General features: G+C 62.0%; 19 protein-coding genes and 2 pseudogenes. 10 read left to right on the top strand and 11 right to left on the bottom strand.

The annotated features are described in order from the left end of the window. Positions 1 to 11: 11 nt before the first annotated feature. The 3 genes from HHJ18_RS16240 to tkt all read right to left on the bottom strand — a co-directional run bounded on the left by HHJ18_RS16240 (position 12) and on the right by tkt (position 4,407). The gene (locus tag HHJ18_RS16240) at positions 12 to 983 is read right to left on the bottom strand and encodes a tripartite tricarboxylate transporter substrate binding protein (protein ID WP_296916889.1); all 972 of its coding nucleotides are present in this window, start codon (positions 981 to 983) and stop codon (positions 12 to 14) included. Between the two features lie 310 nt (positions 984 to 1,293). Beyond that, on the bottom strand, positions 1,294 to 2,292 hold the full coding sequence (gene gap / locus HHJ18_RS16235; RefSeq protein ID WP_296916888.1) for a type I glyceraldehyde-3-phosphate dehydrogenase: 999 nt from the start codon (positions 2,290 to 2,292) through the stop codon (positions 1,294 to 1,296). A 63-nt stretch (positions 2,293 to 2,355) separates the two neighbouring features. Next, entirely contained in the window at positions 2,356 to 4,407 is a 2,052-nt protein-coding gene (gene tkt, locus HHJ18_RS16230) for a transketolase (RefSeq protein ID WP_296916887.1), read from the bottom strand. A gap of 301 nt (positions 4,408 to 4,708) precedes the next feature. On the opposite strand from tkt, the gene murU reads away from it, so the two are divergent. Genes murU through HHJ18_RS16215 form a run of 3 tightly spaced genes read left to right on the top strand, consistent with a single transcriptional unit; the run spans position 4,709 to position 7,299 of the window. Further along, a complete protein-coding gene (gene murU / locus HHJ18_RS16225; protein WP_296916886.1) occupies positions 4,709 to 5,416 on the top strand; it encodes an N-acetylmuramate alpha-1-phosphate uridylyltransferase MurU in 708 nt (235 codons plus the stop codon). A 38-nt stretch (positions 5,417 to 5,454) separates the two neighbouring features. Next, on the top strand, positions 5,455 to 6,861 hold the full coding sequence (locus HHJ18_RS16220; protein ID WP_296916885.1) for an aminopeptidase P N-terminal domain-containing protein: 1,407 nt from the start codon (positions 5,455 to 5,457) through the stop codon (positions 6,859 to 6,861). A 45-nt stretch (positions 6,862 to 6,906) separates the two neighbouring features. Then, positions 6,907 to 7,299, top strand: a complete 393-nt coding sequence (locus HHJ18_RS16215; RefSeq protein WP_296916884.1) for a glutathione S-transferase N-terminal domain-containing protein — start codon at positions 6,907 to 6,909, stop codon at positions 7,297 to 7,299. 61 nt (positions 7,300 to 7,360) lie between these two features. On the opposite strand, the gene HHJ18_RS16210 is transcribed toward HHJ18_RS16215, so the two are convergent. From HHJ18_RS16210 to HHJ18_RS16190, 5 genes are all read right to left on the bottom strand, one after another. Next, entirely contained in the window at positions 7,361 to 7,807 is a 447-nt protein-coding gene (locus HHJ18_RS16210; protein WP_296916883.1) for a hypothetical protein, read from the bottom strand. Between the two features lie 204 nt (positions 7,808 to 8,011). Then, entirely contained in the window at positions 8,012 to 8,407 is a 396-nt protein-coding gene (locus HHJ18_RS16205) for a cytochrome c (protein WP_296916882.1), read from the bottom strand. Further along, on the bottom strand, positions 8,404 to 8,727 hold the full coding sequence (locus tag HHJ18_RS16200) for a plastocyanin/azurin family copper-binding protein (RefSeq protein WP_296916881.1): 324 nt from the start codon (positions 8,725 to 8,727) through the stop codon (positions 8,404 to 8,406). Before HHJ18_RS16200 ends, HHJ18_RS16205 begins: the two co-directional genes overlap by 4 nt. 42 nt (positions 8,728 to 8,769) lie before the next feature. After that, positions 8,770 to 10,299, bottom strand: coding sequence for a methyl-accepting chemotaxis protein (locus HHJ18_RS16195; RefSeq protein WP_296916880.1), 1,530 nt, complete (start codon positions 10,297 to 10,299; stop codon positions 8,770 to 8,772). A gap of 2 nt (positions 10,300 to 10,301) precedes the next feature. Further along, positions 10,302 to 11,369, bottom strand: coding sequence for a cytochrome c peroxidase (locus HHJ18_RS16190; RefSeq protein ID WP_296916879.1), 1,068 nt, complete (start codon positions 11,367 to 11,369; stop codon positions 10,302 to 10,304). 291 nt (positions 11,370 to 11,660) lie between these two features. On the opposite strand from HHJ18_RS16190, the gene HHJ18_RS16185 reads away from it, so the two are divergent. Beyond that, positions 11,661 to 12,266 carry a hypothetical protein gene (locus HHJ18_RS16185; protein ID WP_296916878.1) on the top strand — a complete coding sequence of 202 codons (606 nt, stop codon included), beginning with the start codon at positions 11,661 to 11,663 and terminating at the stop codon, positions 12,264 to 12,266. Here the strand turns inward: HHJ18_RS16185 and HHJ18_RS16180 are convergent. Continuing rightward, entirely contained in the window at positions 12,242 to 12,589 is a 348-nt protein-coding gene (locus HHJ18_RS16180) for a hypothetical protein (RefSeq protein ID WP_296916877.1), read from the bottom strand. The genes HHJ18_RS16185 and HHJ18_RS16180 overlap by 25 nt on opposite strands. Before the next feature lie 527 nt (positions 12,590 to 13,116). Here HHJ18_RS16180 and HHJ18_RS16175 point away from each other — a divergent pair. The 5 genes and pseudogenes from HHJ18_RS16175 to HHJ18_RS21015 form a co-directional block, all read left to right on the top strand. After that, entirely contained in the window at positions 13,117 to 13,602 is a 486-nt protein-coding gene (locus tag HHJ18_RS16175; RefSeq protein WP_296916876.1) for a rubrerythrin family protein, read from the top strand. A 94-nt stretch (positions 13,603 to 13,696) separates the two neighbouring features. Then, positions 13,697 to 13,861 (top strand): rubredoxin, encoded by a 165-nt coding sequence (locus HHJ18_RS16170; RefSeq protein ID WP_296916875.1) that lies wholly within the window; start codon positions 13,697 to 13,699, stop codon positions 13,859 to 13,861. Positions 13,862 to 13,928: 67 nt separating this feature from the next. Further along, positions 13,929 to 14,171: a DUF2061 domain-containing protein gene (locus HHJ18_RS16165; protein ID WP_296916874.1), complete on the top strand. Its 243-nt coding sequence runs from the start codon at positions 13,929 to 13,931 to the stop codon at positions 14,169 to 14,171. Between the two features lie 109 nt (positions 14,172 to 14,280). Continuing rightward, a pseudogene (locus tag HHJ18_RS21020) lies at positions 14,281 to 14,511 on the top strand (pyridine nucleotide-disulfide oxidoreductase); the annotation flags it as partial. A 115-nt stretch (positions 14,512 to 14,626) separates the two neighbouring features. After that, positions 14,627 to 14,686, top strand: a pseudogene (locus HHJ18_RS21015) (hypothetical protein); the annotation flags it as partial. A gap of 296 nt (positions 14,687 to 14,982) precedes the next feature. Here the strand turns inward: HHJ18_RS21015 and putP are convergent. Together putP and putA are read right to left on the bottom strand one after the other, a co-directional pair. Next, positions 14,983 to 16,473 (bottom strand): sodium/proline symporter PutP, encoded by a 1,491-nt coding sequence (gene putP, locus HHJ18_RS16155; protein WP_296916872.1) that lies wholly within the window; start codon positions 16,471 to 16,473, stop codon positions 14,983 to 14,985. A gap of 135 nt (positions 16,474 to 16,608) precedes the next feature. Further along, positions 16,609 to 20,697, bottom strand: a complete 4,089-nt coding sequence (putA, locus tag HHJ18_RS16150) for a trifunctional transcriptional regulator/proline dehydrogenase/L-glutamate gamma-semialdehyde dehydrogenase (RefSeq protein WP_296916871.1) — start codon at positions 20,695 to 20,697, stop codon at positions 16,609 to 16,611. A gap of 308 nt (positions 20,698 to 21,005) precedes the next feature. Here putA and HHJ18_RS16145 point away from each other — a divergent pair, with 308 nt between their 5' ends. Further along, the gene (locus tag HHJ18_RS16145) at positions 21,006 to 23,336 is read left to right on the top strand and encodes an NADP-dependent malic enzyme (protein WP_296916870.1); all 2,331 of its coding nucleotides are present in this window, start codon (positions 21,006 to 21,008) and stop codon (positions 23,334 to 23,336) included. Positions 23,337 to 23,363 lie beyond the last annotated feature (27 nt).

The raw sequence follows: 23,363 nt of genomic DNA, 5'->3' as shown, positions 1-23,363 counted from the left end.
AAAACCGGTCATCAGTCGACCTTGGCGCCCGAGAACTTGACCACGCGTGCCCACTTTTCAGTTTCACGCCGCGATAGTTCCCGAAACGCCTCGGGCGTGCTAGGGTCGGTCTCCGCGCCCAACGCCTTGAAACGTTCCTTGACGGTGGGATGCGCCAGCGCCGTACGGATCTCAGTGTTCAGGCGGGTAACGAGCTCTTTCGGCATGTTGGCCGGTCCCATCAGGCCGCCCCAGGCCACGACCTCGAAGCCCGGTACCCCGGATTCGGCAATCGTTGGAATGTCGGGATAGGTGCTGGAACGCTGGCTGCCCGAAATGCCCAGTGCCCGCACGCGGCCGGCCTGGGCATGCGGCCCGGCCACCGGCGAGTTGATCATCATGAGCTGCACGCCGCCGCCCATCAGGTCGGTGAGCCCCGACGTCGCAGCCTTGTAGGGCACATGCAGCATGTAGGTGTTGGTCATCGATTTGAACAGCTCGACGCCCAGATGGGCCGTGGTGCCGTTGCCATCAGAAGCAAAGGCCAGCTTGCCCGGGTTTTTCTTGGCGTAGGTGATCAGTTCCTGGACGGTTTTGACCGGAACGTTGTTGTTCACGACCATCAGGTTGACCACTCGAACGGCGTTGGAGATCAGCGTCAGGTCCTTGTCGATGTCATAGGGAACGTTGGGCAGCAGCGAGCGGTTGGTCGCCAGGGACACGACGTTGCCGTAAGCCAGCGTGTAGCCATCCGGCGGCGAGCGCACCAGGTCCATGGTGCCTATGGTGTAGGAGCCGCCCGGCTTGTTGTCAATGACGAAAGGTACGCCCATCTGCACCGACAACTGCGCGGCCAGCGCGCGCATCAGCACATCGGGCGCGCCGCCCGCGGCAGACGGCACAATCAGGCGTATCGGCTTGTCCGGGTAGGCGGCAAAGCTGGCAGGCGAGAAGACCGCGAGCGCGGTGAAAAAAATGCTGACTAACAGGGATTGGCGGCGCATTGGCGGACTCCATGAGGTGAAAGCAGGGATTGATGCCGTAACGCGAAAACCTTGGGTAGAGTGTTTTGGGAGTTTTGGCGGACGATTCATTCTAGGACGGTGCTTCTGAAATGTCGCTTAATCAGCCTACAGCTAGAGTTAAGTAATGCTTAGCAATGCAGGCGGTACCGTTGAACTCCTGGGACGCCGTCGTCCCGGGCCAGCGCCGGCATGCCGCCCGTTTCGCGATGCTTCGCTGGCGGCCGGGCAACAAGGCAGCGCGCAACAAAAAACGCGCCCGAAGGCGCGTTCCATTTGACACAAGCCGTGCTTACTTCGACACAACCCGCACCATTTCCAGGCACTTGTTCGAGTAACCCCATTCGTTGTCGTACCAGGCGACGAGCTTCACAAATGTGCTGTCCAGCGCGATGCTGGCGTCGGCGTCAAAGATAGAGGTGCGGGCATCGCCGCGGAAGTCGGTGGCCACCACCTTGTCTTCGGTGTAGCCCAGAATGCCTTTGAGGGCCCCTTCGCTTTGCGCTTTCATCTCGGCGCAGATTTCCTTCATGCTGGCTTCCTTGTTGAGCTCCACCGTCAGGTCGACCACCGACACGTCGGAAGTCGGCACGCGAAAGCTCATGCCGGTGAGCTTTTTGTTGAGCTCGGGAATCACCACGCCGACCGCTTTGGCGGCGCCGGTGGATGAAGGAATGATGTTTTCCAGAATGCCACGGCCGCCGCGCCAGTCCTTGTTGCTTGGGCCGTCTACGGTTTTTTGCGTGGCGGTGACGGCGTGCACGGTGGTCATGAGGCCGCGCTTGATGCCCCATTTGTCGTTCAGCACCTTGACCACCGGAGCCAGGCAGTTGGTGGTGCAACTGGCGTTGGAGATGATGGCTTCGCCCTTGTAGGTCTTCTCATTGACGCCGAAAACGAACATCGGGGTGGCGTCTTTCGACGGTGCCGAGAAGATGACCTTTTTGGCACCGGCAGTCAGGTGTTTTTCGCCCGAGGCTTTGTCCAGGAACAGGCCGGTGGCTTCAAGCACGATGTCGGCGCCGACTTCATTCCACTTCAGGTTGGCCGGGTCGCGCTCTTGCGTCAGGCGAATTTTCTTGCCGTTGACGATGAGGGTGTTGCCCTCAACGCTGACTTCGCCCTTGAAGCGGCCGTGCACGCTGTCGTACTGCAGCATGTAGGCGAGGTAGTCAGGTTCGAGCAGGTCGTTGATGCCGACGATCTCGATGTCACTGAAGTTTTGCACGGCGGCGCGCAACACGTTGCGCCCGATGCGGCCGAAGCCGTTGATACCTAGTTTGATGGTCATTTGCGAGTGCTCCTGTAAGTTAACTTTTCAATCGCCCCTTCAGCTGCTTCAGCCAGAAAGGAATTATTTCTTTGACAATACCTTGCGCACGGTGTCGGCTACATTTTCCGGCGTGAAGCCGAAGTGCTTGAACAGCACGGGCGCGGGCGCCGATTCGCCGTAGCTGTCGATGCCAACGACGGCGGCGCAGCCGTATTTCCACCAGCCGTCGGTCACGCCCATTTCCACGGCGATGCGCGGAATGCCTTCGGGCAACACTTCGGATTTGTAGGCAGGTTTTTGCTTGTCAAAGGTGGTGGTGCTGGGCATGGAAACCACGCGCACGGCGATCTTGTAGGTCGCCAGCAGCTCTTGCGCTTTCAGCGCCAGCTGCACTTCAGAACCCGTGGCGATGATGACGGCTTGCGCCTTCTTGTTGAGACCGACTTCGTTAGGCTCGGCCAGCACGTAAGCGCCCTTGCTGATTTGGCCGAGATCATCTTTCGGTGCGTAGGGCAGGTTTTGCCGGCTTAGCAACAACGCCGTTGGCTTGTTCTTGTTTTGCAGCGCCACGGCCCAGGCCACGGCGGTTTCGGCAGTATCGCCCGGGCGCCACACATCCAGGTTGGGGATCAGGCGCAGGCTGGCGGCGTGTTCGATGGACTGGTGCGTCGGGCCGTCTTCGCCGAGGCCGATCGAGTCGTGCGTGAACACATGCACCACGCGCAGCTTCATCAGCGCGGCCATGCGGATGGCGTTACGCGAGTAGTCGCTGAAGGTCAGAAAAGTGCCGCCGTAGGGGATGAAGCCGCCATGCAGCGCGATGCCGTTCATGATCGCGGCCATGCCGAATTCGCGCACGCCGTAGTTGATGTGGCGCCCGCCGACACTCACGCCGTTGGAGTCGGGTGTCTGCACCACCTCACCGTTCAGGTCAAAGCGCAAGCTGGGCGTGCTCTTGGTGTTGGTCAGGTTGGAGCCGGTCAGGTCAGCCGAGCCGCCCAGCAGTTCGGGCAGGCCGGCGGTGAAGGCTTCAAGCGCCAGCTGCGAGGCTTTGCGTGAGGCCACCGTTTCGGCCTTGGTGTGCGCGCCAATCACGGTGTCAACGGCAAGCTGCGAGAAACTCTTGGGCAAGTCGCCTTTCATGCGGCGCAGCAGCTCGGCTGCGAGCGCCGGGTGCGCAGCTTTGTAGGCGGCAAACTTGGCGTCCCAGGCCGCTTCGGCGCTCAGGCCCCTGGCCTTGGCGTCCCAGGCGTCGTAGCTTTCCTGCGGAATTTTAAAGGGCGCGTGCGGCCAGTCTAGCGCCTCGCGCGTCAGCTTGATTTCCTCGGCGCCCAGTGGTTCGCCGTGCGCCTTGGCGGTGTTGGCGCGGTTTGGCGAGCCTTTGCCGATGTGCGTTTTGCAGATGATCAGCGTGGGCTTGTCGGCGCTCTGTTGGGCTTGCCCAATGGCCACGGAAACGGCTTCGGTGTCGTGGCCGTCGATCGGGCCGATCACGTTCCAGCCGTAGGCGGTAAAACGCAGCGCCGTGTTGTCGATAAACCAGGGCGCGACCTGGCCGTCAATCGAGATGCCGTTGTCGTCGTACAGCGCAATCAGCTTGTTCAGCTTCCAGGCGCCGGCCAGCGCGCTGGCTTCGTGGCTGATGCCTTCCATCAGGCAGCCGTCACCGAGGAAGACATACGTGTGGTGGTCAACCACCGCATGGCCTTCGCGGTTGAATTCCTTGGCCAGCAGCTTTTCAGACAGTGCCATGCCGACGGCATTGCTCAGGCCCTGGCCGAGCGGGCCGGTGGTGGTTTCCACGCCGGGGGTGTAGCCCAGTTCAGGATGGCCGGGGGTTTTGCTGTGCAGCTGGCGGAAGGCTTGAAGCTCGCTCATCGGCAGCTTGTAGCCGGTCAGGTGCAGCAGCGCGTACAGCAGCATGGAGCCGTGGCCATTGCTCAGCACGAAGCGGTCGCGGTCCATCCAGTGCGGATTCTGCGGGCTGTGCTTGAGGTGGCGGTCCCACAGGGCGACGGCTATATCGGCCATGCCCATGGGCGCGCCAGGGTGGCCGGAATTGGCTTGTTGCACAGCATCCATGGCCAGCGCGCGTATGGAATTGGCCATGAGGGATGGGGTGATGTCAGCCATTGCTTGAAGTCCAGGGTGTGAAGGTCGCAGCGCCCGAGACTGGCAAGCCATGGCGCATTTCGCGCAACACCGGCCAACACGGGGAAACCCCTGATTTTACGGGATGCGCCTGGCGGCGCCTCGGATGCGGCTGCGTGCGGCGACAAACAGCCTGCGGTTGGGTGTGTCCTTGGCGCTACGGCGCAGGCCCGCGCCAGACCCTACCGGTCTTTTGTCTGCTATAAATTCAATAGCTGCTTACGCCCGTATTACTTAGGCTACAACGCTATTTTGTTGCTAAAAGAGGATAATCGCCAGCACCATGACTCCTCAAGCCCTGATTCTTGCCGCCGGCCGCGGCGAACGCATGCGCCCGCTGACCGACCACTGCCCCAAGCCGCTGTTGAGCGTGCAGGGCCGGCCGCTGATCGCCTGGCATCTGGAGAATCTGGCGCGCGCCGGCGTGCTCGATGTGACCATCAACACGGCGTGGCTGGAGCAGCAGTTTGCGCCGACGCTCGGCGACGGCAGCGCCTGGGGTCTGCGCATCAATTACTCGCATGAAGGCGCGCGCTTTGGCGGCGCACTGGAAACCGCAGGCGGCATTGCCACGGCGCTGCCGCTGATGGCTGACAGCTTGAAAAACGACACGCCGTTCTGGCTGCTGGCGGGCGATGTCTACGCGCCAGCGTTCACCTTTTCGCCAGAAGACGCCGCGCGTTTTGCCACATCCGGCGCGCTGGCGCACATTTACCTGGTGGCCAATCCGCCGCACAACCTCAAAGGCGACTTCGGTTTGTCGGCAGACGGTCTGGCGCTGGACCAGGCGGCGCAAAAATTCACCTATAGCACCATAGGCCTTTACCGGCCTTCGCTGTTCAAGAACACGCCGGTGGGCCAGAAGGCCGCACTGGCACCGCTGCTACGCCAGGCCATGCAGTGCGGCCGCGTCAGTGCGGCGCTATATTCAGGCGCATGGACGGACGTGGGCACGCCAGAGCGGCTGGCCGCTCTCAACCAGAGCCGCTGAAGCCCAGCCGAACCCACCACCAAGGAATTTCACGCCTCATGAACTCTGCCATTTACGCCAAACGCCGCGCCGCTGTCGCGCGCGCCCTGAAAGCCGCCGGCGGCGGCATCGCCTTGCTGCCGACCGCGCCCGAACTGCAACGCAACCGCGACAGCGACTTTCCCTACCGCCACGACAGCTATTTTTATTACCTGACCGGTTTCAGCGAACCCGGCGCCTGGCTGGTGATTGAAGCCAACGGCAAAACCTCCCAAAGCACGCTGTTTTGCCGCCCCAAGGATCTGGAACGCGAAATCTGGGACGGTCTACGGCTCGGCCCGAAAGCCGCGCCGGCCCAGCTGGGTGTGGACGCGGCCTTCAGCGTTGACGCACTCGACGAAAAAATGCCCGCGCTGCTGGCCAACCAGAACGCCGTGTGGTTTCCGTTTGCCACGCACCAGGGTCTGGAAAGCCAGGTCGATGGCTGGCTGGGCAAGGTGCGCGCGCGCGTGCGCTATGGCGCTGAATGCCCGCAAAGCCAGCACGACCTGTGCCAGCTGCTCGATGAAATGCGCTTGATGAAAGACAGCCACGAGCTGGCGATCTTGCGCCGTGCCGGCAAGATTTCCGCCGGCGCCCATGTGCGCGCCATGCAGACCTCGGCCGCCCGGCTGCGCGGCGACCGCAAGGCCAGCAAAGGCGGGCTGCGCGAATACCACCTTGAAGCCGAACTACTGCACGAGTTTCGCCGCCACGGCGCGCAGTTTCCGGCCTACACCAGCATCGTCGCGGCCGGCGCCAACGCCTGCATCCTGCATTACCGCGCAGGCGACAGCGAACTGCAGGCCGGCCAGCTCTGCCTGATTGACGCGGGCTGCGAGCTCGACGGCTACGCCAGCGACATCACGCGCACCTTTCCGGCCGGCGGCAAATTCACGCCCGCCCAGCGCCGGCTCTACGACATCGTGCAGGCCTCGCAAGAAGCGGCGATCAAGGCCATCAAACCCGGCAAGCGCTTTACCGATCCGCACGAGGCCGCCACGCACGTACTGATTGAAGGCATGCTGGACTGCGGCCTGCTGCCAAAAGCCAAGCACGGCAAGGTCGATGACGTGCTCGAGTCGGGCGCCTATCGCCAGTTCTACATGCACCGCACCGGCCACTGGATGGGTATGGACGTGCACGACTGCGGCGACTACACCGAGCCCGGCAGCCGCCCACGCGAAGAGAAAGACGCGCTGGGCCAACTCGTCATGAAAAAACCACCGCGCATCTTGCGGCCAGGCATGGTGCTGACGGTGGAGCCCGGCCTTTATGTGCGCCCCGCCAAGGGCGTGCCGAAAGAATTCTGGAACATCGGCATACGCATTGAAGACGATGCACTGGTGACGGCCAAGGGCTGCGAGTTGATGACGCGGGGCGTGCCGGTGAAGGCGGACGAGATTGAGGCGTTGATGGCGGGTTAACCGCTGGTCAGTTCAACGCATTTTTAACGCCCCTTAAAATCCGCTATGAAAATTATTATCAGAACGTTCTTCAGAACCCTGCGCGTCGTTCTCGGCCCGGTGATGCTGTTTAAGGAAAAACTGAGCCAGCCTAAAGGTATTGTTCGCGCGCAGGCCGCGCAGCAAAGTGCCGATCTGCAATGCCAGAGCCTGGCTTTGTATCAATACAAGACTTGCCCGTTCTGCATGAAGGTGCGGCAGGAAATCAACCGGCTTTCGCTCAATATCAAGCGCATTGACGCGCAACACCCTAGCACCGACCGGGAAGAGTTGACTCTGAAAGGCGGGCAAGCCAAAGTACCTTGTTTAAAGATTACCGATGCGGCTGGAAATAGCCAGTGGCTTTACGACTCGGAGAAGATCATTGCGTATCTTCGAAGTCGGTTTGCGGCTGCCTGATCGTCACCCGAGTTTGCGGATTGATCCGCTTCGGCACCAGATCATCCAACCGTCTTTGCGCCTACTGCGGCAAAGACTCAACAAATGCTGTCACTTTCCCACCCTTGCATATCGCCACCATGTGTGGCCCGCCATCGTCCAGCTCCCGTGACTCATACAGATAAGCCGCAGCAGCCAAACCAAGCGCTTTGCTTAAATTGATCAGTGTGCGCGGGTAGCGAGCCAAAATCCTGTCCGGCGGCACGTCATGACCGCCTTCGCGCACACGCTGCTGAATGCGTGCGAGCAAGCGCTGGGGATCGTCAAGCGCCACCACATACAGCGCGACCACGAAACCATGTGGGACCGCTTCTTCAATCAAAGTCAGCTTGGACTCGTGGGAAAAAACCGCTTCGCTGACGAATGACTCGCGCGCCGAAAGCCTGGCTGTTCGCGGCGCATCAGCCCAGTCGCGGGCTGCCTTTGAGCGCTGCTCGGGGTAAGTGATGTGTTGCAGGGGGTCGCTCAAACAGGTCGGCGTTCACGAAGTCAACTCGGCGTTGATGTGTCCGTCTTTCATCAAGGCGCGTACAGCGTCGATTTGCCTGCGCCGTTTGGGCCGGCAAGCAGGTGGAAAACTGGCGGTGCGGTCACCGGGCAAGTTTCCGGTTTTCTTCCACCACTTCACGCACGCGTTGTGCCCGCGAACCGCTGGTGCCGGCAAACCACCTCTTTATCGAGCAGCGGTCTTCAATGATTCCAAAAATCCAACGACATCGGAAACCTGCTCGTTGGTGAGTTCATCGTTCCACGGCGGCATGAACTTGGAGCGGGCCAGCGCAGCACCGCCTTGCCTGATTATCAATTCCTTGTACTGGACGTTCTTGTCGCTCATGGCCAAATTGGACGGCTTTGGATTGTAGATTTTGGCCGCCCGCCCCATTCCATCGGCTTTCACGCCATGACACAAGACACAGTAGTTGCTGTAGACAATGTTGCCGCGGTAAACCATCGCCTCGGGCGATGCTTTGGGCGGAAAGTCGCCATCAGAGGCCACGCCGGCGTCGGCTGCCGCGGCCGCGCCATGACCGATAAGGCCGGCCAGCACCAGGACTATCCAGCGCTTCATTTCTGAACCTCGACCACCATTGTCATGTCGGGATGAATGGCGCATTCAATCTCGGCCATGCCGGGCTTGTCGAAGACAACTTTTTTGGCCTGCCCCGATGGGTAAGAGCCGAGATCGAAAGTTTTCGTATCGGACAAAGAGAAAATATTATGCGCAAAAGCGTCTTCGTTTTTAAAACTCACGGCGTCCCCGACCTTCACGGTCAAGGTGCTCCGGGAGAATTTCTTGTCCTTCTGGGACACTTCGAAGTCTTTGGCGTGCAAGGAGGCAGAGACTAGCAACAGTCCGAAAATAAAGGCCAGGCGAATGTCATGTTTCATATTTTTTCCGTTGAAAATTCGGAAGTCCGTAGTTAAAAGTTTTTAAAGTTTCAGGTTCTCGGCCAGCAAGCCCAGCGCATCGGCCGAACGCGACAAGGCCAAGGAAACTTTCTGCATCTCGGAAGTCTGCACAAAGCTTTGTTCCGTGGTGGCCTGCACCTCGGTCAACTGGGATTCAATCGTGTTGATCGCCCGGCGCAGCAAAGTCATCTCCTGCGCGACCGCGTCCATCTTCGCTTTTGCGGTCGAACTCAATTGCGCGGTCTGGTCGGATTTGCTGACCACGTCTGTCAGTTGCCCGGTGTAGCCGTTGGCTTTCGCCGCGGAGCTGCTCAAGGAGGTTGTGGCCACGCCGAATTCGGTATCGATACTGGACGCGATCTTGAGGATTTCGGTCGTCGCCTGCTGCGTACGCTGGGCCAGTGAGCGCACCTCGGCCGCCACCACGCCAAAGCCCCGGCCCATTTCCCCAACGCGTGCGGCTTCAATGGCCGCGTTCAGCGACAGCATATTGGTCTGCCGGGAGATATCGGAGATGGTGCCGGCAATCATGTTGATTTTTCCGACCGACTGCTGTAGCCCCTGCGTGATGGCGACGGCGCCCTGTATATCGCTGCGCATGGACTGAAAGTCGCCAGAAATCCGCGACACGCTTGTCGCGTTTTGAATCACCGCGTCTACCATGCGCTGGATGTGCTCGATGGCCTCGTGGAGTTGTTGCTCGGATCTTTGCGTTGCCGCATCAACGCCTTGCATGCCGGCTTCTATCTCGCCGACCGCTGCGCCGGTGCGCGCGTCGCATTCCGAAATATCCTCGGCAATTCGCGCCACGTGAGCGGCGTTGCCACTGAGTGCTTCTTCGCCGCCCTGCAGGTTGCCGATCGACTTGGCAAGCAGCCTGGAAAATTTGGCGCAGGCCAGGGCCGCGATGACGATGCTGAGCAGGGTGAAAATGCCCAGCGCCACGATGGCTTGCTGGCCGGTGCGTTCGGTAGAGGCGACTTCCGCTGCCAGCGCGGTCTGTTGCTGAGTGTAGATAGCTTCGGACAGCTCTTCGATCTGCTTGATCGTGGCGCTGCTCTTGATGCTGAGTTCCTGGGCGGTTGCAGGGTCTTGCGCCCTTGCCGCCTTGATTAAGGACATTCTCGTCGACGTGATTTCAGTGTTCAGGCTGACCAGCTGCTTGACCAGCGGGTCGCCAGGCAATGCTTTTTCCAGCGCCTGCAGGTTGTCGTCCAGATAAGCGGCAGCGCGTATGGCGGCAACTGCCTCGATGCGAACCGACTTGGGTTCGCTGGCGGCGATCAGGCGCGCTTGCGCCCGGTCTATGCCGATGACCGACACGCGGGCGCTCGACGCCGCGCCAGCGTCGGCATTGGCGCGGTCGATTGCGTCGCGCGTGGACCGGTTCATGTAGCCGATGGCCAGCGCACCGACAACGCCGACCAGCACCGTGTTGAAGGTGACGACGGCGGCAAACAGGCGAATCTTTGCGCGCCAGCCGGTTTTGCCTGAAAACGACGAAAGCCGCCAGCGCGCCGCCATGGGAGAAGTCAGGACGGCTGTTCCCATGATCAGTTCGGCGGCAGTTGCGGGAAGCTGGTTGGCGTCAGTGGGCTGCTCAAGGCCTTCATGAAGCCGACCAGTTCTTCTTTTTCCTGAGCCGTCAAATGCAGCGGCTTCATGTTGGACGACAGATTTGTTTTCACCTCGCCACCGCGGTCATAGTGTTCGACGACATCCAGCAGGGTTTTGGCCGAGCCATCATGAAAATACGGTGCGGTACGTTCGATGTCGCGCAAGGTCGGTGTCTTGAAAGCGCCTTTCAGCGCTGCGACTTTCTTGTGGGCAAAGCGGCCCTGATCAGGGCTTTCATTGCCGAAAGAGGCCAGTCCCAGATTATGGAAACCGTTGTCAGTGAAATTTGGAGCGGCGTGACACGCCACGCAGTTGCCTTTGACCGGATCGACGAAGAGCGCCAGGCCGCGCAACTGCAGTGCCGTCATGGCCTTCTTGTCGCCGGCAATCCAGCGGTCAAACGGCGATGTCCGGCTGATCACGGTGCGCTCATAGGACGCTACTGCTTTTTTAAATGTTTCGGTACCGATGGGCTCTGCCGGGTAGGCTTTCGCAAAGGCTTTCTTGTAGCCATCGTTTTCGTTGATCCAGGCGAAGAAGCGTTCCAGATCGGTGTTCATCTCGGGGCTCGCTTCGAGCGGCCCGATTGCCTGGTCTTCCAGGGTTTTCTTGCGACCGTCCCACATCTGGATGGTGTTGTAAGCGGTATTCACGATCGTCGGCGTAGCCCGGCTTAGCAGTTGGCTCTGAAAACCGCGGCCGGTGGGCAGGCCGTCAGACCAGCCAAAAGCCGGGCTATGGCAGGTGGCGCACGACATATTGCCGTCGCGGGAAACGCGCGGATCAAAAAACAGCATTTTCCCAAGGGCCACGCGGTCGGCGCTGGGCTTGTTGTCTACGGGATGGGGTGGCGCGGCAGCAAGTCGCCACTGCTGGAAATCGGCGGGTTTGAGAGCGATGGCTGCGCTTTTGTTCAACTCCTGCGCCTGTGTGGTCCAGCAGGCGGCAAGGCAACTGGTTGCCAGCACGACGGCAGGCCAACTCAAATCATGAGTTCGTTTCATTGCTGTCACTTTCCAAAAAAAAACAAAAAAAATGCCGAAATTTCACTAGTGGACCTACAACAGCAAGTTTTGTGAGTTTACGTTTCGTGCGATACAAATTGCTAACGACAGACATCATGTTCTGTCCCTTACCGTGATGTCTTTCACAATTTCTGCGTCAGCGTGCAGGCCAGCTTTTGCGCAGCAGTCAGGGCTGGCAGTTGCATCCGCAAACCAGCGCATGAAAGCCCAACGTCGACGGTGTGACTACACTTTGCTGATAGTCCAACCACCTCCAAACAAAAAGCAGACATGGAAATTTTTGTACTGGCGATGCTGATCGCCATCGGCGCTTACGTGCTCAGAGCGAGAAATTCAAGCCGGCGCATCGCCCTGCTGGGCAGCCATCTGGGCAAGTACCAGATTGAGAAACTGATGGAAAGCCTGACCGCGGGCTACCTGCGCGCACTGGGAGAAACCGATGTCGAGCGGCGCGAGCAGATCTGGCATCTGCTGGACAGCACCGAGAGCAAGCTCAGTGAGCAGTTCAACAGCTTCGTCGCCGAGTTTTCCACCGTCCCCGAGCAGGAGGCGCGCGTCAGCAAACTGCCGCTGTCCATTCCTTTTGCCGACAAGCTGTTTCCGGCTGCGACCTTTGACCTGCGCAAGCTCTTGCGCGTGCATGCGCAGGGCCTCGGCAGTGCCGCGCAGAACAGCTTGCAGCGCACGCCCAAAGACAAGGCCTTCGCGATGTCGGCCGAGCTATATCTGATGCAGCACAGCTGCCATTGGTTTTGCAAATCAAAAACCATTGCCTCAGCGCGCATGCAGGTGCGCCACCAGACCTCGTATGCGCAACTGCTGGCGTCGGTGCCGCACACTACCCGCGAGGCCTATCGCGGCGTGACCGGAAGTTGAGGTGGTTTTGCAGGGCGTTGCCACTGCGCGCCCACTGCTTTGCTGATAGCCAGCACGCTTGCGCCGAAGGCGAGCAAAAAATTCCCGTTTGAATCGAATTTCTGGACCCGGAAGTTTTGCGAATCGGCCACATGCAGCGCGCCGTTGGTGCCTGTCGTCGCCGCCAGTCGGATATTGACTTGCCCGGTCTGCTGGCCGTTCGACCCGAGCCGAAAGCGCTCCTTGCCGTCGCGGCCCAACGCCACCACCTCGTGCTCGCCGTTGTCGACGTTGCGCGACGGGTTCATCCAGCCCGCGCTGCCGCCCAGAAAGCGCTGGGTCATGTTGTGCCGGCTGCTGGCGATGCAGCCGTGGTCGGGGGCTTCGATGTGGCTTGCGCCTGCGCGCCAGCACTCAGACCCAGCAGCAGCACCGGGAAAGCGGCCAGGCGCCGCAGCGTGGCGTGCGCCACAAGATGAAATGAATCATTTATTTCTGTTGCCTTGGAGCAGCAATGTGGGTTTTTGCATCCATGTAGGCATTTGATACATCCACAAACGAGTCTTTGATTTAGCACAGAAGTGTGGTCTTTTTCAGCCCATCTTTAACTCAAAGTCACTTGCCGGGCTGGTTTTCTGCTTCAAACGTATTCGCGGTATCAAGACATCCAGCAACGTCCTTGATGCGCGGCGCACATCAGCGGCAGGCGATGGGGCTCCGGCTGCAGCGGCCTCAGCCTTGCCCGCAATCAATTGGAGGCCGTTAATAGTTTCTATAAATCGATTAGTTAATTCCAATTAGCCTTTTAGATAGAAATTTTCTACCATTGACTATCTTTCAATCAGTTAACCCTATCCGCTGGAGTTCGCGAATGAGCACACGCCCCGAGATCAAGACCCTGGCCAACCTCGAAGCCGCCTGTGCCGGCGAGTCGATGGCCCACCTCAAGTACCGTTACTTCGCCAGGCTGGCGCGCGCAGCCGGTGACGAAGACACGGCGCGCACGTTTGAAGAGACCGCCGAGCAGGAAGTGATGCACGCCTTTGGTCACCTCGACCTACTCTACCCCGCAGTCACGATGACGCCGGCCAGGGCGTTGCAACTGGCGATTGACGGCGAAACCTACGAGTACAGCGAGACGTACCCGGGCTTTCGCGCCACCGCCGAGGCTGAAGGCCAGGCGGCGGCTGTGGCTGAAATGGACGAACAGATCGCCGAGTCCAAAGCGCACGCGGCGCTGTTCAGGGCCACGCTGGAAAAAGCGCAGAAGCGTTTTGCCGCGCTGGCCCGGGTGGAAGAGCGCCATGCCCGGCATTACCAGGCCAGGCTGGCCCAGGTGAGCGGTCAGGCGGCGTGAAGCCAGGTTGCCATCTGCTATCGTATTAATAGCTGCTTGCGCCCGTCCCTATTGGGCTAGAAACACTTTTTATAGTTATTTTTGAAGAAAACCCATGAAAACCTATCTTTGCATCGTTTGCGGCTTTGTGTACGACGAAGCGGCCGGCCGCCCGGAAGACGGCGTGAGTGCCGGCACGCGCTGGGCCGATATTCCCGACAGCTGGGCCTGCCCGGACTGCGGCGTGGCCAAGGCGGACTTTGAAGTGGTCGAGATCTAGATCGTGACGTCAAGCGCGAGCGGTTCGGCCTGGTGTCCTGTTTTTAATTGCTTTTGAGGAGTTGATGATGGTCAAGTTTGCCCGTGACAATTTGCCTACCCTGAAAAAAACTGCCACCTATTACCTGCTGCACGTCACGGTCGCGGCCCTGGTGGCTTACGCGGTTACCGGCAACTTCTTGCTGTCGCTGACGCTCAGCCTGCTGGAGCCCACGGTGCAAGCCTTTGCCTTTTTCTTTCATGAAAAAGCCTGGCAGCGCTGGGGCCGTCAGGCTAAGGCTTCGCCGGCCCTGGCGGGGGCTTCGACATGACGCCAATGCACGCCCGGCCCCTTTTAGTGGTTGGCGCCGGCCTGGCTGGCTGGACCACGGTGCGTGAATTTCGCAAGCTGGACAGCGCGACTTTTACGCCAAGCCGTCCTTGTCCAACGCTTTCGCGCAGTGCCGCCTGCCCGCCCAGCTCATCAGCACGCCGGCCGCAAAAATGGCCGAAACCTTGGGCGTCACCCTGATGGCCCACCGCTGCGTGCAGACGATAGACGCGGCAGCCCGGAGCGTGACCACTTCGGCCGGAACGCTGGCCTTTCGCGATCTGATGCTGGCCACCGGCGCGCAGCCGATTCGTGTGCCGGTCGAGGGCGATGCGGCAGACCGGGTGCTCAGCGTCAATTCGCTGGAGGACTTTGCAGCGCTGCATGCGCAATTGCAGAGCGCCACCGTCAGCGGCAACGACCGCCCTGTGCTGATCATGCGCGCAGGCAGACTGTGTGTTGAGCGCTATCGGTTTAAGAGCAGACACCCGCCTGGCCCAAGCCGCCGGCCTGAACGTCGAGCGCGGCATCGTGGTCAACCGCCAGCTCCAGACCAGCGCGTCGCACATTCATGCGCAGTACGCCCACGGCATGACTCTGCCCTACGTCATGCCCATCATGACCGCCGCCCGGGCGCTGGCCGCCACGCTGGCTGGAACTCCGACCGACGCAAATTTCTCGCTGATGCCGGTGTGCAGCGCGGTTTTGTGCTGTCAGGCAGGCAGACGGCGCAGCGCATGGCCCAGTCAAAACAGGTGGTGCTGCAGGCCGGCTGAGGACGGCGCCCGGCGGCGCCTGTCCGGGACCAGGCTTCAGGCCAGCGCGGCGCGCAACTCGGTTTCCACCGATCGGTGCTTTTCCAGCATGGTGGCCGAAGGCTGGCCGAGGCGGCTCACCCCCACGGTGGCAAGCCAGGCGAAGATGAAGCCGGGAACGATCTCGTACAGGCCGAGCCAGGCATTTTGTTTCCAGACCACCACCGTCACGGCGCCGACGAGGATGCCGGCCAGTGCGCCGTTGCGCGTCATGCGCGGCCAGAACAGCGACAAGATGATGACCGGGCCGAAAGCCGCGCCAAAGCCGGCCCAGGCGTAGCTCACCATGCCGAGCACCTTGGCCTGCGGGTCGCCGGCAATCATGATCGCGATCAATGCAATCGCCATCACCATGGCGCGGCCGACCCATACCAGTTCGGTCTGGCCGGCGTTCTTGCGCAGGAAAGTGCGGTATATGTCCTCGGTCAGCGCGCTGGCGCTGACCAGCAGCTGGCACGACAGCGTGCTCATTACGGCGGCCAGGATGGCGGCCAGCAGCAGGCCAGCGATCCAGGGGTTAAACAATTGCTTGGCCAGCTCAATGAAGACGGTTTCGGAATTGGCGTTCACCGCCAGCGCGCCGCCCGGGTTCGCCAGGAAATACGGAATGCCGATGAAACCGACTGCTACCGCACCGGCCAGGCACAGGATCATCCAGGTCATGCTGATGCGGCGCGCGGCCGGAATGGTCGCTGCCGATTCGGCGGCCATGAAGCGCACCAGGATGTGTGGCTGGCCAAAGTAACCCAGGCCCCAGGCCATCAGCGAGACGATGCCGACGAAGGAGGCGCCCTTCATCATGTCCAGCTTGGCTGGCTCCACCAGGTCGGCAATCGACTGCGCCGGCTGCAGGCCGCCGGTCACGGCGAAGTACGCCACCACCGGCGCCACGATCAGCGCGGTGATCATCAAGGACGCCTGGATGGTGTCTGTCCAGCTCACGGCCAGAAAGCCGCCGATGAACACATAGGCGATGGTGCAGGCAGCGCCCACCCACAGCGCGGTCTGGTAAGGCAGGCCAAACATGTTCTCGAACAGCCGCGCCCCAGCCACCACGCCCGAGGCGCAGTAAACGGTGAAGAACACCAAAATCACCACGGTGGTGAGGATGCGCAACAGGTTGGCCTTGTCCTCAAAGCGGTTGGCGAAGTAGTCGGGCAGCGTCAGCGCGTTGCCAGCCCGCTCGGTATACAGGCGCAGCCGCGCGGCGACGAAACGCCAGTTGAGGTAGGCGCCGATGACCAAACCGACAGCGATCCAGGCTTCGCTCAGGCCCGAAAGGTAAATCGCGCCGGGCAGGCCCATCAGCAGCCAGCCGCTCATGTCGGAGGCCCCCGCCGACAGCGCCGTGACGAAGCTGCCCAGGCTGCGCCCGCCCAGGATGTAGTCGTCCAGGTTGTCGGTGCCGCGGTAGCCCAAAAAGCCGATGAACAGCATGGCGAACAGGTAAATGCCGAACATGATCACGGTGGGATCGGTAAAGTTCATGAATGTCTCCTCAAGGTGGAACGGGGTCAAAAATTGGCGCCGGCCCTGCCGGTAGGCATGGAGCGCCCAGCCGTCCTGGGATAACAGGGCGGCCGTGGGGGAAAAGTTCTAAAAATGCGGCGAAAACGCCGGCGCTCAGTCCATCGTCATGAGCTGCGCGTTGCCGCCGGCCGCTGCGGTGTTGGTGCTGATGCTTTGCTCATGCATCAGCGCGCTCACGTCATAAAGCGCGCCGGCAGCCAGTTGCGCCGGGCTCAGGCTTTCGACACGGACGAGGGCGCCGGCACGCTCGGCAACGCGCGGCAGCAGGGCTTGCAGCGCATCGCCATCGCCTTCGAACAGCAGGGCGCTGAGCTGCGGCTCGTCCAGCAACTGCGCGGCGCTGCGTTGCTGAACAAAAGCCTGCACCTCGGGGGGCAGCGCCGCCAGGGCCTGCGCCACCGCGCTGTCGGGCGCGGGCGCTTCCAGCCAGCACGGGTTGCCGCTGGCCAGCGCCGCTGCCACCTGATGCACCAGGCCGAGTGCGGTCTGCGGTGCGGCCCAGACCACGCCGCGCGGCAGCAACTGGTATCGATTCAATTCACCGGTCGGGCCGGGCAGGGTGAAGACCTGGCCGAGCACGTTGTAGGCGCGGTAGGCTTCGCAGGCGGCAACGGCCCGAAGGGAGGCGTCGCTGCCTTGCCAACCCGCCAGCGCTGAAAATTCGCCGCCTTGCAAGGCCGTGCTCAAGCTCTGCAGGGCGCGCAGGACCGGCGACTCAGCCGGGTTGCCCGCGCTGGCTGGCGGGGCTGTCCGGCTAACCGGCATGGCCGGCAGCGCGGCCAGTGCCAGATTGCCCTGCGCCGGGCTTGCCTGCAGCAGGCGGTACAGATAAAGCGGACCGCCCGCCTTGGGTCCGGTGCCCGACAGACCCATGCCGCCGAAGGGCTGCACGCCAACCACCGCGCCAATCACATTGCGGTTGACGTAAATATTGCCGGCCTGCACCTTTTGCGTCACCAGGGCAATGGTTTCGTCGATGCGGCTGTGCACGCCGAAGGTCAGGCCGTAGCCGGTGGCATTGATCGCGTCCAGCACTTCGCTGAGCTGCTCGCGGCGGTAGCGCAGCACATGCAACACCGGGCCGAACACTTCGCGTTCCAGCCGCCCTATGTGGTCGATCTCGATCAGCGCGGGCATCACGAAATGGCCCTGGCCGGCGCTTTCGTCGCGCGCCATGCGGGTGACGCGCTGGCCTGCGGCCTGCATCCGGGCAATGTGCTGCTCGATCTGCATGCGCGCGTCCTCATCAATCACTGGGCCGACATCGGTGTGCATGCGGTCCGGGTTGCCCATGACCCATTCGTGCATCGCCTGCTTGATCATCTCGATCACGCGCTCGGCGCCGTCTTCCTGAATGCACAGCAGGCGCAGCGCCGAGCAGCGCTGGCCGGCCGAATCAAAAGCCGAGGCCAGCACGTCGCCGACCAGCTGCTCGGCCAGCGCCGACGAGTCGGCCACCAGTGCGTTCTGGCCACCGGTTTCGGCGATCAGCGGGATGCAGCGGCCCTGCGGGCTGAGGCGGCGCGCCAGCGTCTGCGCAATCAGGCGCGACACCTCGGTCGAGCCGGTGAACATCACACCGGCCACCAGCGGGTGCGCCACCAGCGCCGCGCCGACGGCCTCGCCGCTGCCGGGCACCAGTTGCACGGCGTCGGGCGGCACGCCGGCTTCGTGCAGGATTTTCACCATCACGTCGGCTATCAGCGGCGTCTGCTCGGCCGGTTTGGCCAGCGCGCAGTTGCCGCTGGCCAGCGCCGCGGCGACCTGGCCGGTGAAGATGGCGAGCGGGAAATTCCACGGGCTGATGCACAGCACCACGCCGAGCGGGCGGTGCGAGTCGTTGTCGAAGGTGGCCGCGACCTGGGCGGCGTAGTAGCGCAAAAAGTCGACCGCCTCGCGCACCTCGGCAATCGCGTTTGGCAGTGACTTGCCGGCTTCGCGCACGATCAGACCGAGCAGGCTTTGCGTGCGCTGCTCCAGCAGGTCGGCCGCGCGCGTCAGGCAGGCGGCGCGCGCCGAGGGCGGCGTGCCCTGCCAGATCTGCGCGGCGCGGGCGGCGCGGCTGAGCGCCAGCTCGACTTCTTCTGCGCTGGCCGGGCGCACCCAGCCGACGGCGTCGCGCGCGTCGGCCGGGTTCCGCACCGCTTGCCAGCCGTCGGCACTGCTCGGGTTTACATCGAGTGCATCAGGCAGGTCGGGCATGGCGGCGACGCTGGCCGCAGCTGTGTAGGTGCCTTGCGTGCTGCGCAGCAGGCCGGCCGCGAGCGATGCCAGCTGCTGCTCATTCGCCAGGTTCAGGCCAGCCGAGTTCAGGCGCGACTGCGCGCCCAGGTCGGCAAACAGCTGGCGCGGCAGCGGAATTTTCGGGTGCGGCGCGCCCAGCTGGCCGGCTTCAAGCTCGATTTGCCGCGCCTCGGCTACCGGGTCAAGGGCGAGCTCGGCCACCTGCACGCTGGCATCGCCGATGCGGTTGACGAACGAGGTGTTGGAGCCGTTCTCGAGCAGGCGGCGCACCAGGTAAGCCAGCAGCGTTTCGTGCGTGCCCACCGGGGCATACACGCGGCAAGGGCGGCCCAGCTTGCCGGCACCTACGCTGCCGGTGACCTGTTCATAGAGCGGCTCGCCCATGCCGTGCAGGCACTGGAATTCGTACTGGCCGCTGTAGTAGTTGTTACCGGCCATGTGGTAAATCGCCGAGACGGTCTGCGCGTTGTGGGTGGCAAACTGCGGATAAACGGCGTCGGGCGCGGCCAGCAGCTTGCGCGCGCAGGCGAGATACGAGACGTCGGTATGCACCTTGCGCGTGAAAACCGGGTAGCCGTCGAGTCCATCTAGCTGCGCCCGCTTGATCTCGCTGTCCCAGTAAGCGCCTTTGACCAGGCGCAGCATCAGCCGGTGGCCGCTGCGCCGTGCCAGATCGATCACATGGTCGATCACGTAAGGGCAGCGCTTTAGATAAGCCTGCACCACAAAGCCGATGCCGTTCCAGCCCCTGAGCGCCGGGGCAAAGCACAGACCTTCGAGCAGGTCGAGCGAGAGTTCCAGCCGGTCGGCTTCCTCGGCGTCGATGTTCAGGCCGATGTCGTATTGACGCGCCAGCAGCGTGAGTTTTAAAAGCCGGGGCAGCAGCTCGGCCATCACGCGCTCGCGCTGGGCCCGGCTGTAGCGCGGATGCAGCGCCGACAACTTGACCGAAATGCCCGGCCCTTCGTGGATGCCGCGACCGTGCGAAGCCTTGCCAATCGCGTGGATGGCCTGCTCGTAGGAGGCCAGGTAGCGTTCCGCGTCCAGCTCGGTGGTGGCGGCCTCGCCCAGCATGTCGTAGGAATAGCGAAAGCCGACTTTTTCCAGCGCGCGGCTGTTGGCCAGCGCTTCGGAGATGGTTTGCCCCGTGACGAACTGCTCGCCCATCAGCTTCATGGCGCGGTGCACGCCCTGGCGGATCAGTGGCTCGCCACCCTTGCCGATCAGCCGCGTAAGCGAGGCGGCCAGGCTTTTTTCGCTGCTGGTGGCGGTCAGCTTGCCGGTCAGCATCAGCCCCCAGACCGCGGCGTTGACAAACATCGACGGCGAATTGCCCAGGTGTGAATGCCAGTCGCCACGGCTGATCTTGTCGCGGATCAGCGCGTCGCGCGTGGCGTTGTCGGGAATGCGCAGCAGCGCCTCGGCCAGGCACATCAGCGCCACGCCTTCCTGGCTGGAAAGCGAAAATTCCTGAACCAGCGCTTCGACGCCGCCGGCGTCTTTCTTGCCGCGCAGACCTTCTACCAGCCGGCTGGCGAGCGCTTCGATGGCGCTGCGCTGGGCGGCGTCGGCGGTGTGCGCCAGTTGCACCAGCATCGGCAGGCATTCGGCTTCGGGCCGGTGCCAGGCGGCGGTGATGGCGGCGCGCAGATCGGTCTGCGGCAGCACGTTTTGCGCCCAGTCCAGGAAGGGCTGCGCCAAAGCGTCCGCATTGGCCGGCGGCGCCAGCGCGTCGGCGTCATCCGTTTCAGTCAGGGCTGATAAGCCGGTTGCGCCTGATGCACCCGGCGGCAACAAGCCCCGTTCCAGGCTGTCCACATACTGCAGGACCGCTTGCTTGATCAGCCAGTGCGGTGTCCGGCCCTGTAGGGTGGCGGCTTCGCGGATACGGGTTCGAAGCGCTTCGTCAACCTTGAGGCCGAGCGTGACTGTGGGCATGGTTGCACCTGATTTAAAAGAAAGTGCAACCAATTTTATGGCGGGTACAACCTTTATTCAATTCGGGTTAACCCCTGCAGCTTCTTCGCGAGTAATGCCTGTGGCCGTCCAGCCGCGGCATGCGGCATCTAACGGACGCCACCGGGCTGCCGACAGCCCGGTATGCCGCCATTTGTGTGAAAAAGGCATAAGCACCTTGCCCTGGCACGGTGGGTAATGCGCCTGTAGCGGACACGCTGCGGCCTACAATTGCAAACCGTATAAAGAGTTGACGGCCGCACTGACCGTCTTAGCTGGAGACACTTTCAATGCTCACCCCCCCTGCTGCTGCGCCCGTTGACATCGACCCGGAGCGTGACGAAAAACGCGCTGAACTGCACCGTGCCGCGCTCAAATACCACGAATTTCCCAAGCCCGGCAAACTGGCCATCGCCGCGACCAAGCAGTTGACCAATCAGCGTGACCTGTCGCTGGCCTACTCGCCCGGCGTGGCGGCGCCCTGCGAGGAAATCGTCAAGGATCCGAATGCCGCCTTCAAATACACCAGCCGCGGCAACCTGGTGGCGGTGATCACCAATGGCACGGCGGTGCTAGGCCTGGGTGACATCGGCCCGCTGGCGTCCAAGCCGGTGATGGAGGGTAAGGCGGTGCTGTTCAAGAAGTTCGCCGGGGTCGATGTGTTCGACATCGAGATCGACGAGAAAGACCCGGCCAAACTGGTCGATATCATTGCTTCGCTGGAACCGACTTTTGGCGCCATCAACCTTGAAGACATCAAGGCGCCCGATTGCTTTTATGTCGAACGCGAGCTGCGCAAGCGCATGAAGATTCCGGTGTTTCACGACGACCAGCACGGCACGGCGATCACCGTGGGAGCGGCCATGCTCAATGCGCTGAAGGTGGTTGGCAAGCATCCGACCAAGGTCAAACTGGTGACCTCGGGCGCCGGTGCGGCGGCACTGGCCTGCCTCAAGCTGCTGCTCAAGCTGGGCATTCCGCGCGAGAATATTTTCGTGACGGATCTTGCCGGCGTGGTCTATGAAGGCCGCACCGAGCTGATGGACGAAGACAAGATCAAGTTTGCGCAAAACACGCCGGCACGCACGCTGGCCGAAGTCATCGAAGGCGCGGACATCTTCCTGGGACTGTCGGCCGGCGGCGTGCTCAAGGCTGACATGGTCAGGAAAATGGCGGACAAGCCCATCATTTTCGCGCTCGCCAATCCAACCCCGGAAATCACGCCTGAGGAGGTACGCAAGGTGCGCGATGACGCCATTATGGCAACCGGGCGCGCCGACTACCCGAACCAGGTCAACAACGTCCTGTGCTTTCCCTACATTTTCCGCGGTGCGCTGGACGCCGGCGCCTCCACCATCACTATCGAGATGGAAATTGCCGCCGTGCATGCGATTGCCGAGCTGGCGCAGGCCGAGCAAAGCGAAGTGGTGGCTGCGGCCTATCTGGGCGAACCGCTGGCGTTCGGCCCCGACTACCTGATTCCGAAGCCGTTTGACCCGCGTCTGATGATGAAGATTGCGCCGGCGGTGGCCAAAGCCGCTGCTGACAGCGGCGTGGCGCTGCGGCCGGTGCAGGACATGGACGCTTACCGCGAGCGGCTGCAGAGTTTTGTCTATGCCTCGGGTACGTTGATGAAGCCAATATTTGCGGCCGCCAAATCGGCCACCCGCAAACGCGTGGCTTACGCCGAGGGTGAAGAGGAGCGCGTGCTGCGTGCCTGCCAGATCGTGGTGGACGAGGGTTTGGCGCGGCCTACGCTGATTGGCCGCCCGGCCATCATTGCCCAGCGCATTGCCAAGTTTGGCCTTCGGCTGAAGGAAGAACTCGATTACGACGTGGTCAATGTCGAGCAGGACAGGCGCTACCGCGACTTCTGGCAAACCTACCACCGCATGATGGAACGCAGCGGCATCACCGTGCAGATCGCCAAGATTGAAATGCGCAGGCGCCTCACGCTGATCGCGGGCATGCTGCTGCACAAGGGCGACGTGGACGGCCTGATCTGCGGCACCTGGGGCACCACCTCGCACCACCTGGACTACCTCAACCAGGTGATTGGCAAGCGCGAGGGTGTCCACACCTATGCCTGCATGAACGGGCTGATGCTGCCGGGTCGTCAGGTATTTTTGGTCGATACCCATGTCAACTACGACCCAACGGCCGAGCAACTGGCCGAAATCACCACAATGGCCGCTGAGGAAATGATGCGTTTCGGCCTCAAGCCCAAGGCCGCCTTGCTGTCGCATTCCAACTTCGGCTCGTCCAACCAGCCGAGCGCGCTGAAGATGCGCCGCGTGCTGGAACTGCTGCGCGAAAACACCCCGTGGCTGGAAGTCGACGGCGAAATGCATGGCGACATCGCGCTGGACGCCGATGGCCGAAGCGCCATCATGCCCAACAGCGCGCTGACCGGCGAAGCCAATTTGCTGGTGCTGCCCAATATCGATGCCGCCAATATTTCCTACAACCTGCTCAAGGTTGCGGCAGGCGGCAATATCGCCATTGGCCCCGTGCTGCTGGGCGCCAACAAACCTATGCATATTCTGACCGCCATGGCCACGGTGCGCCGTATTGTCAATATGACCGCGCTGACAGTGGCGGACGCCAACGCCGCGCGATAAGGGAAATACTGGCAGCGAGTACTAACA

The organism is Polaromonas sp. (assembly GCF_012927455.1).
Taxonomy (GTDB): domain Bacteria; phylum Pseudomonadota; class Gammaproteobacteria; order Burkholderiales; family Burkholderiaceae_C; genus Polaromonas.
This window is presented reverse-complemented; position numbering and strand designations above follow the sequence as displayed.

Excerpts from the sequence above, each read along its gene's own strand:
- HHJ18_RS16195 (WP_296916880.1), bottom strand. The coding sequence starts at position 10,299 with ATGGGAACAGCCGTCCTGACTTCTCCCATGGCGGCGCGCTGGCGGCTT.
- HHJ18_RS16170 (WP_296916875.1), top strand. The coding sequence starts at position 13,697 with ATGAAAACCTATCTTTGCATCGTTTGCGGCTTTGTGTACGACGAAGCG.
- tkt (WP_296916887.1), bottom strand. The coding sequence starts at position 4,407 with ATGGCTGACATCACCCCATCCCTCATGGCCAATTCCATACGCGCGCTG.
- HHJ18_RS16175 (WP_296916876.1), top strand. The coding sequence starts at position 13,117 with ATGAGCACACGCCCCGAGATCAAGACCCTGGCCAACCTCGAAGCCGCC.
- HHJ18_RS16180 (WP_296916877.1), bottom strand. The coding sequence starts at position 12,589 with ATGACCCAGCGCTTTCTGGGCGGCAGCGCGGGCTGGATGAACCCGTCG.
- gap (WP_296916888.1), bottom strand. The coding sequence starts at position 2,292 with ATGACCATCAAACTAGGTATCAACGGCTTCGGCCGCATCGGGCGCAAC.
- murU (WP_296916886.1), top strand. The coding sequence starts at position 4,709 with ATGACTCCTCAAGCCCTGATTCTTGCCGCCGGCCGCGGCGAACGCATG.
- HHJ18_RS16200 (WP_296916881.1), bottom strand. The coding sequence starts at position 8,727 with ATGAAACATGACATTCGCCTGGCCTTTATTTTCGGACTGTTGCTAGTC.
- HHJ18_RS16190 (WP_296916879.1), bottom strand. The coding sequence starts at position 11,369 with ATGAAACGAACTCATGATTTGAGTTGGCCTGCCGTCGTGCTGGCAACC.
- HHJ18_RS16145 (WP_296916870.1), top strand. The coding sequence starts at position 21,006 with ATGCTCACCCCCCCTGCTGCTGCGCCCGTTGACATCGACCCGGAGCGT.
- HHJ18_RS16185 (WP_296916878.1), top strand. The coding sequence starts at position 11,661 with ATGGAAATTTTTGTACTGGCGATGCTGATCGCCATCGGCGCTTACGTG.
- putA (WP_296916871.1), bottom strand. The coding sequence starts at position 20,697 with ATGCCCACAGTCACGCTCGGCCTCAAGGTTGACGAAGCGCTTCGAACC.
- putP (WP_296916872.1), bottom strand. The coding sequence starts at position 16,473 with ATGAACTTTACCGATCCCACCGTGATCATGTTCGGCATTTACCTGTTC.
- HHJ18_RS16240 (WP_296916889.1), bottom strand. The coding sequence starts at position 983 with ATGCGCCGCCAATCCCTGTTAGTCAGCATTTTTTTCACCGCGCTCGCG.
- HHJ18_RS16165 (WP_296916874.1), top strand. The coding sequence starts at position 13,929 with ATGGTCAAGTTTGCCCGTGACAATTTGCCTACCCTGAAAAAAACTGCC.
- HHJ18_RS16220 (WP_296916885.1), top strand. The coding sequence starts at position 5,455 with ATGAACTCTGCCATTTACGCCAAACGCCGCGCCGCTGTCGCGCGCGCC.
- HHJ18_RS16205 (WP_296916882.1), bottom strand. The coding sequence starts at position 8,407 with ATGAAGCGCTGGATAGTCCTGGTGCTGGCCGGCCTTATCGGTCATGGC.
- HHJ18_RS16215 (WP_296916884.1), top strand. The coding sequence starts at position 6,907 with ATGAAAATTATTATCAGAACGTTCTTCAGAACCCTGCGCGTCGTTCTC.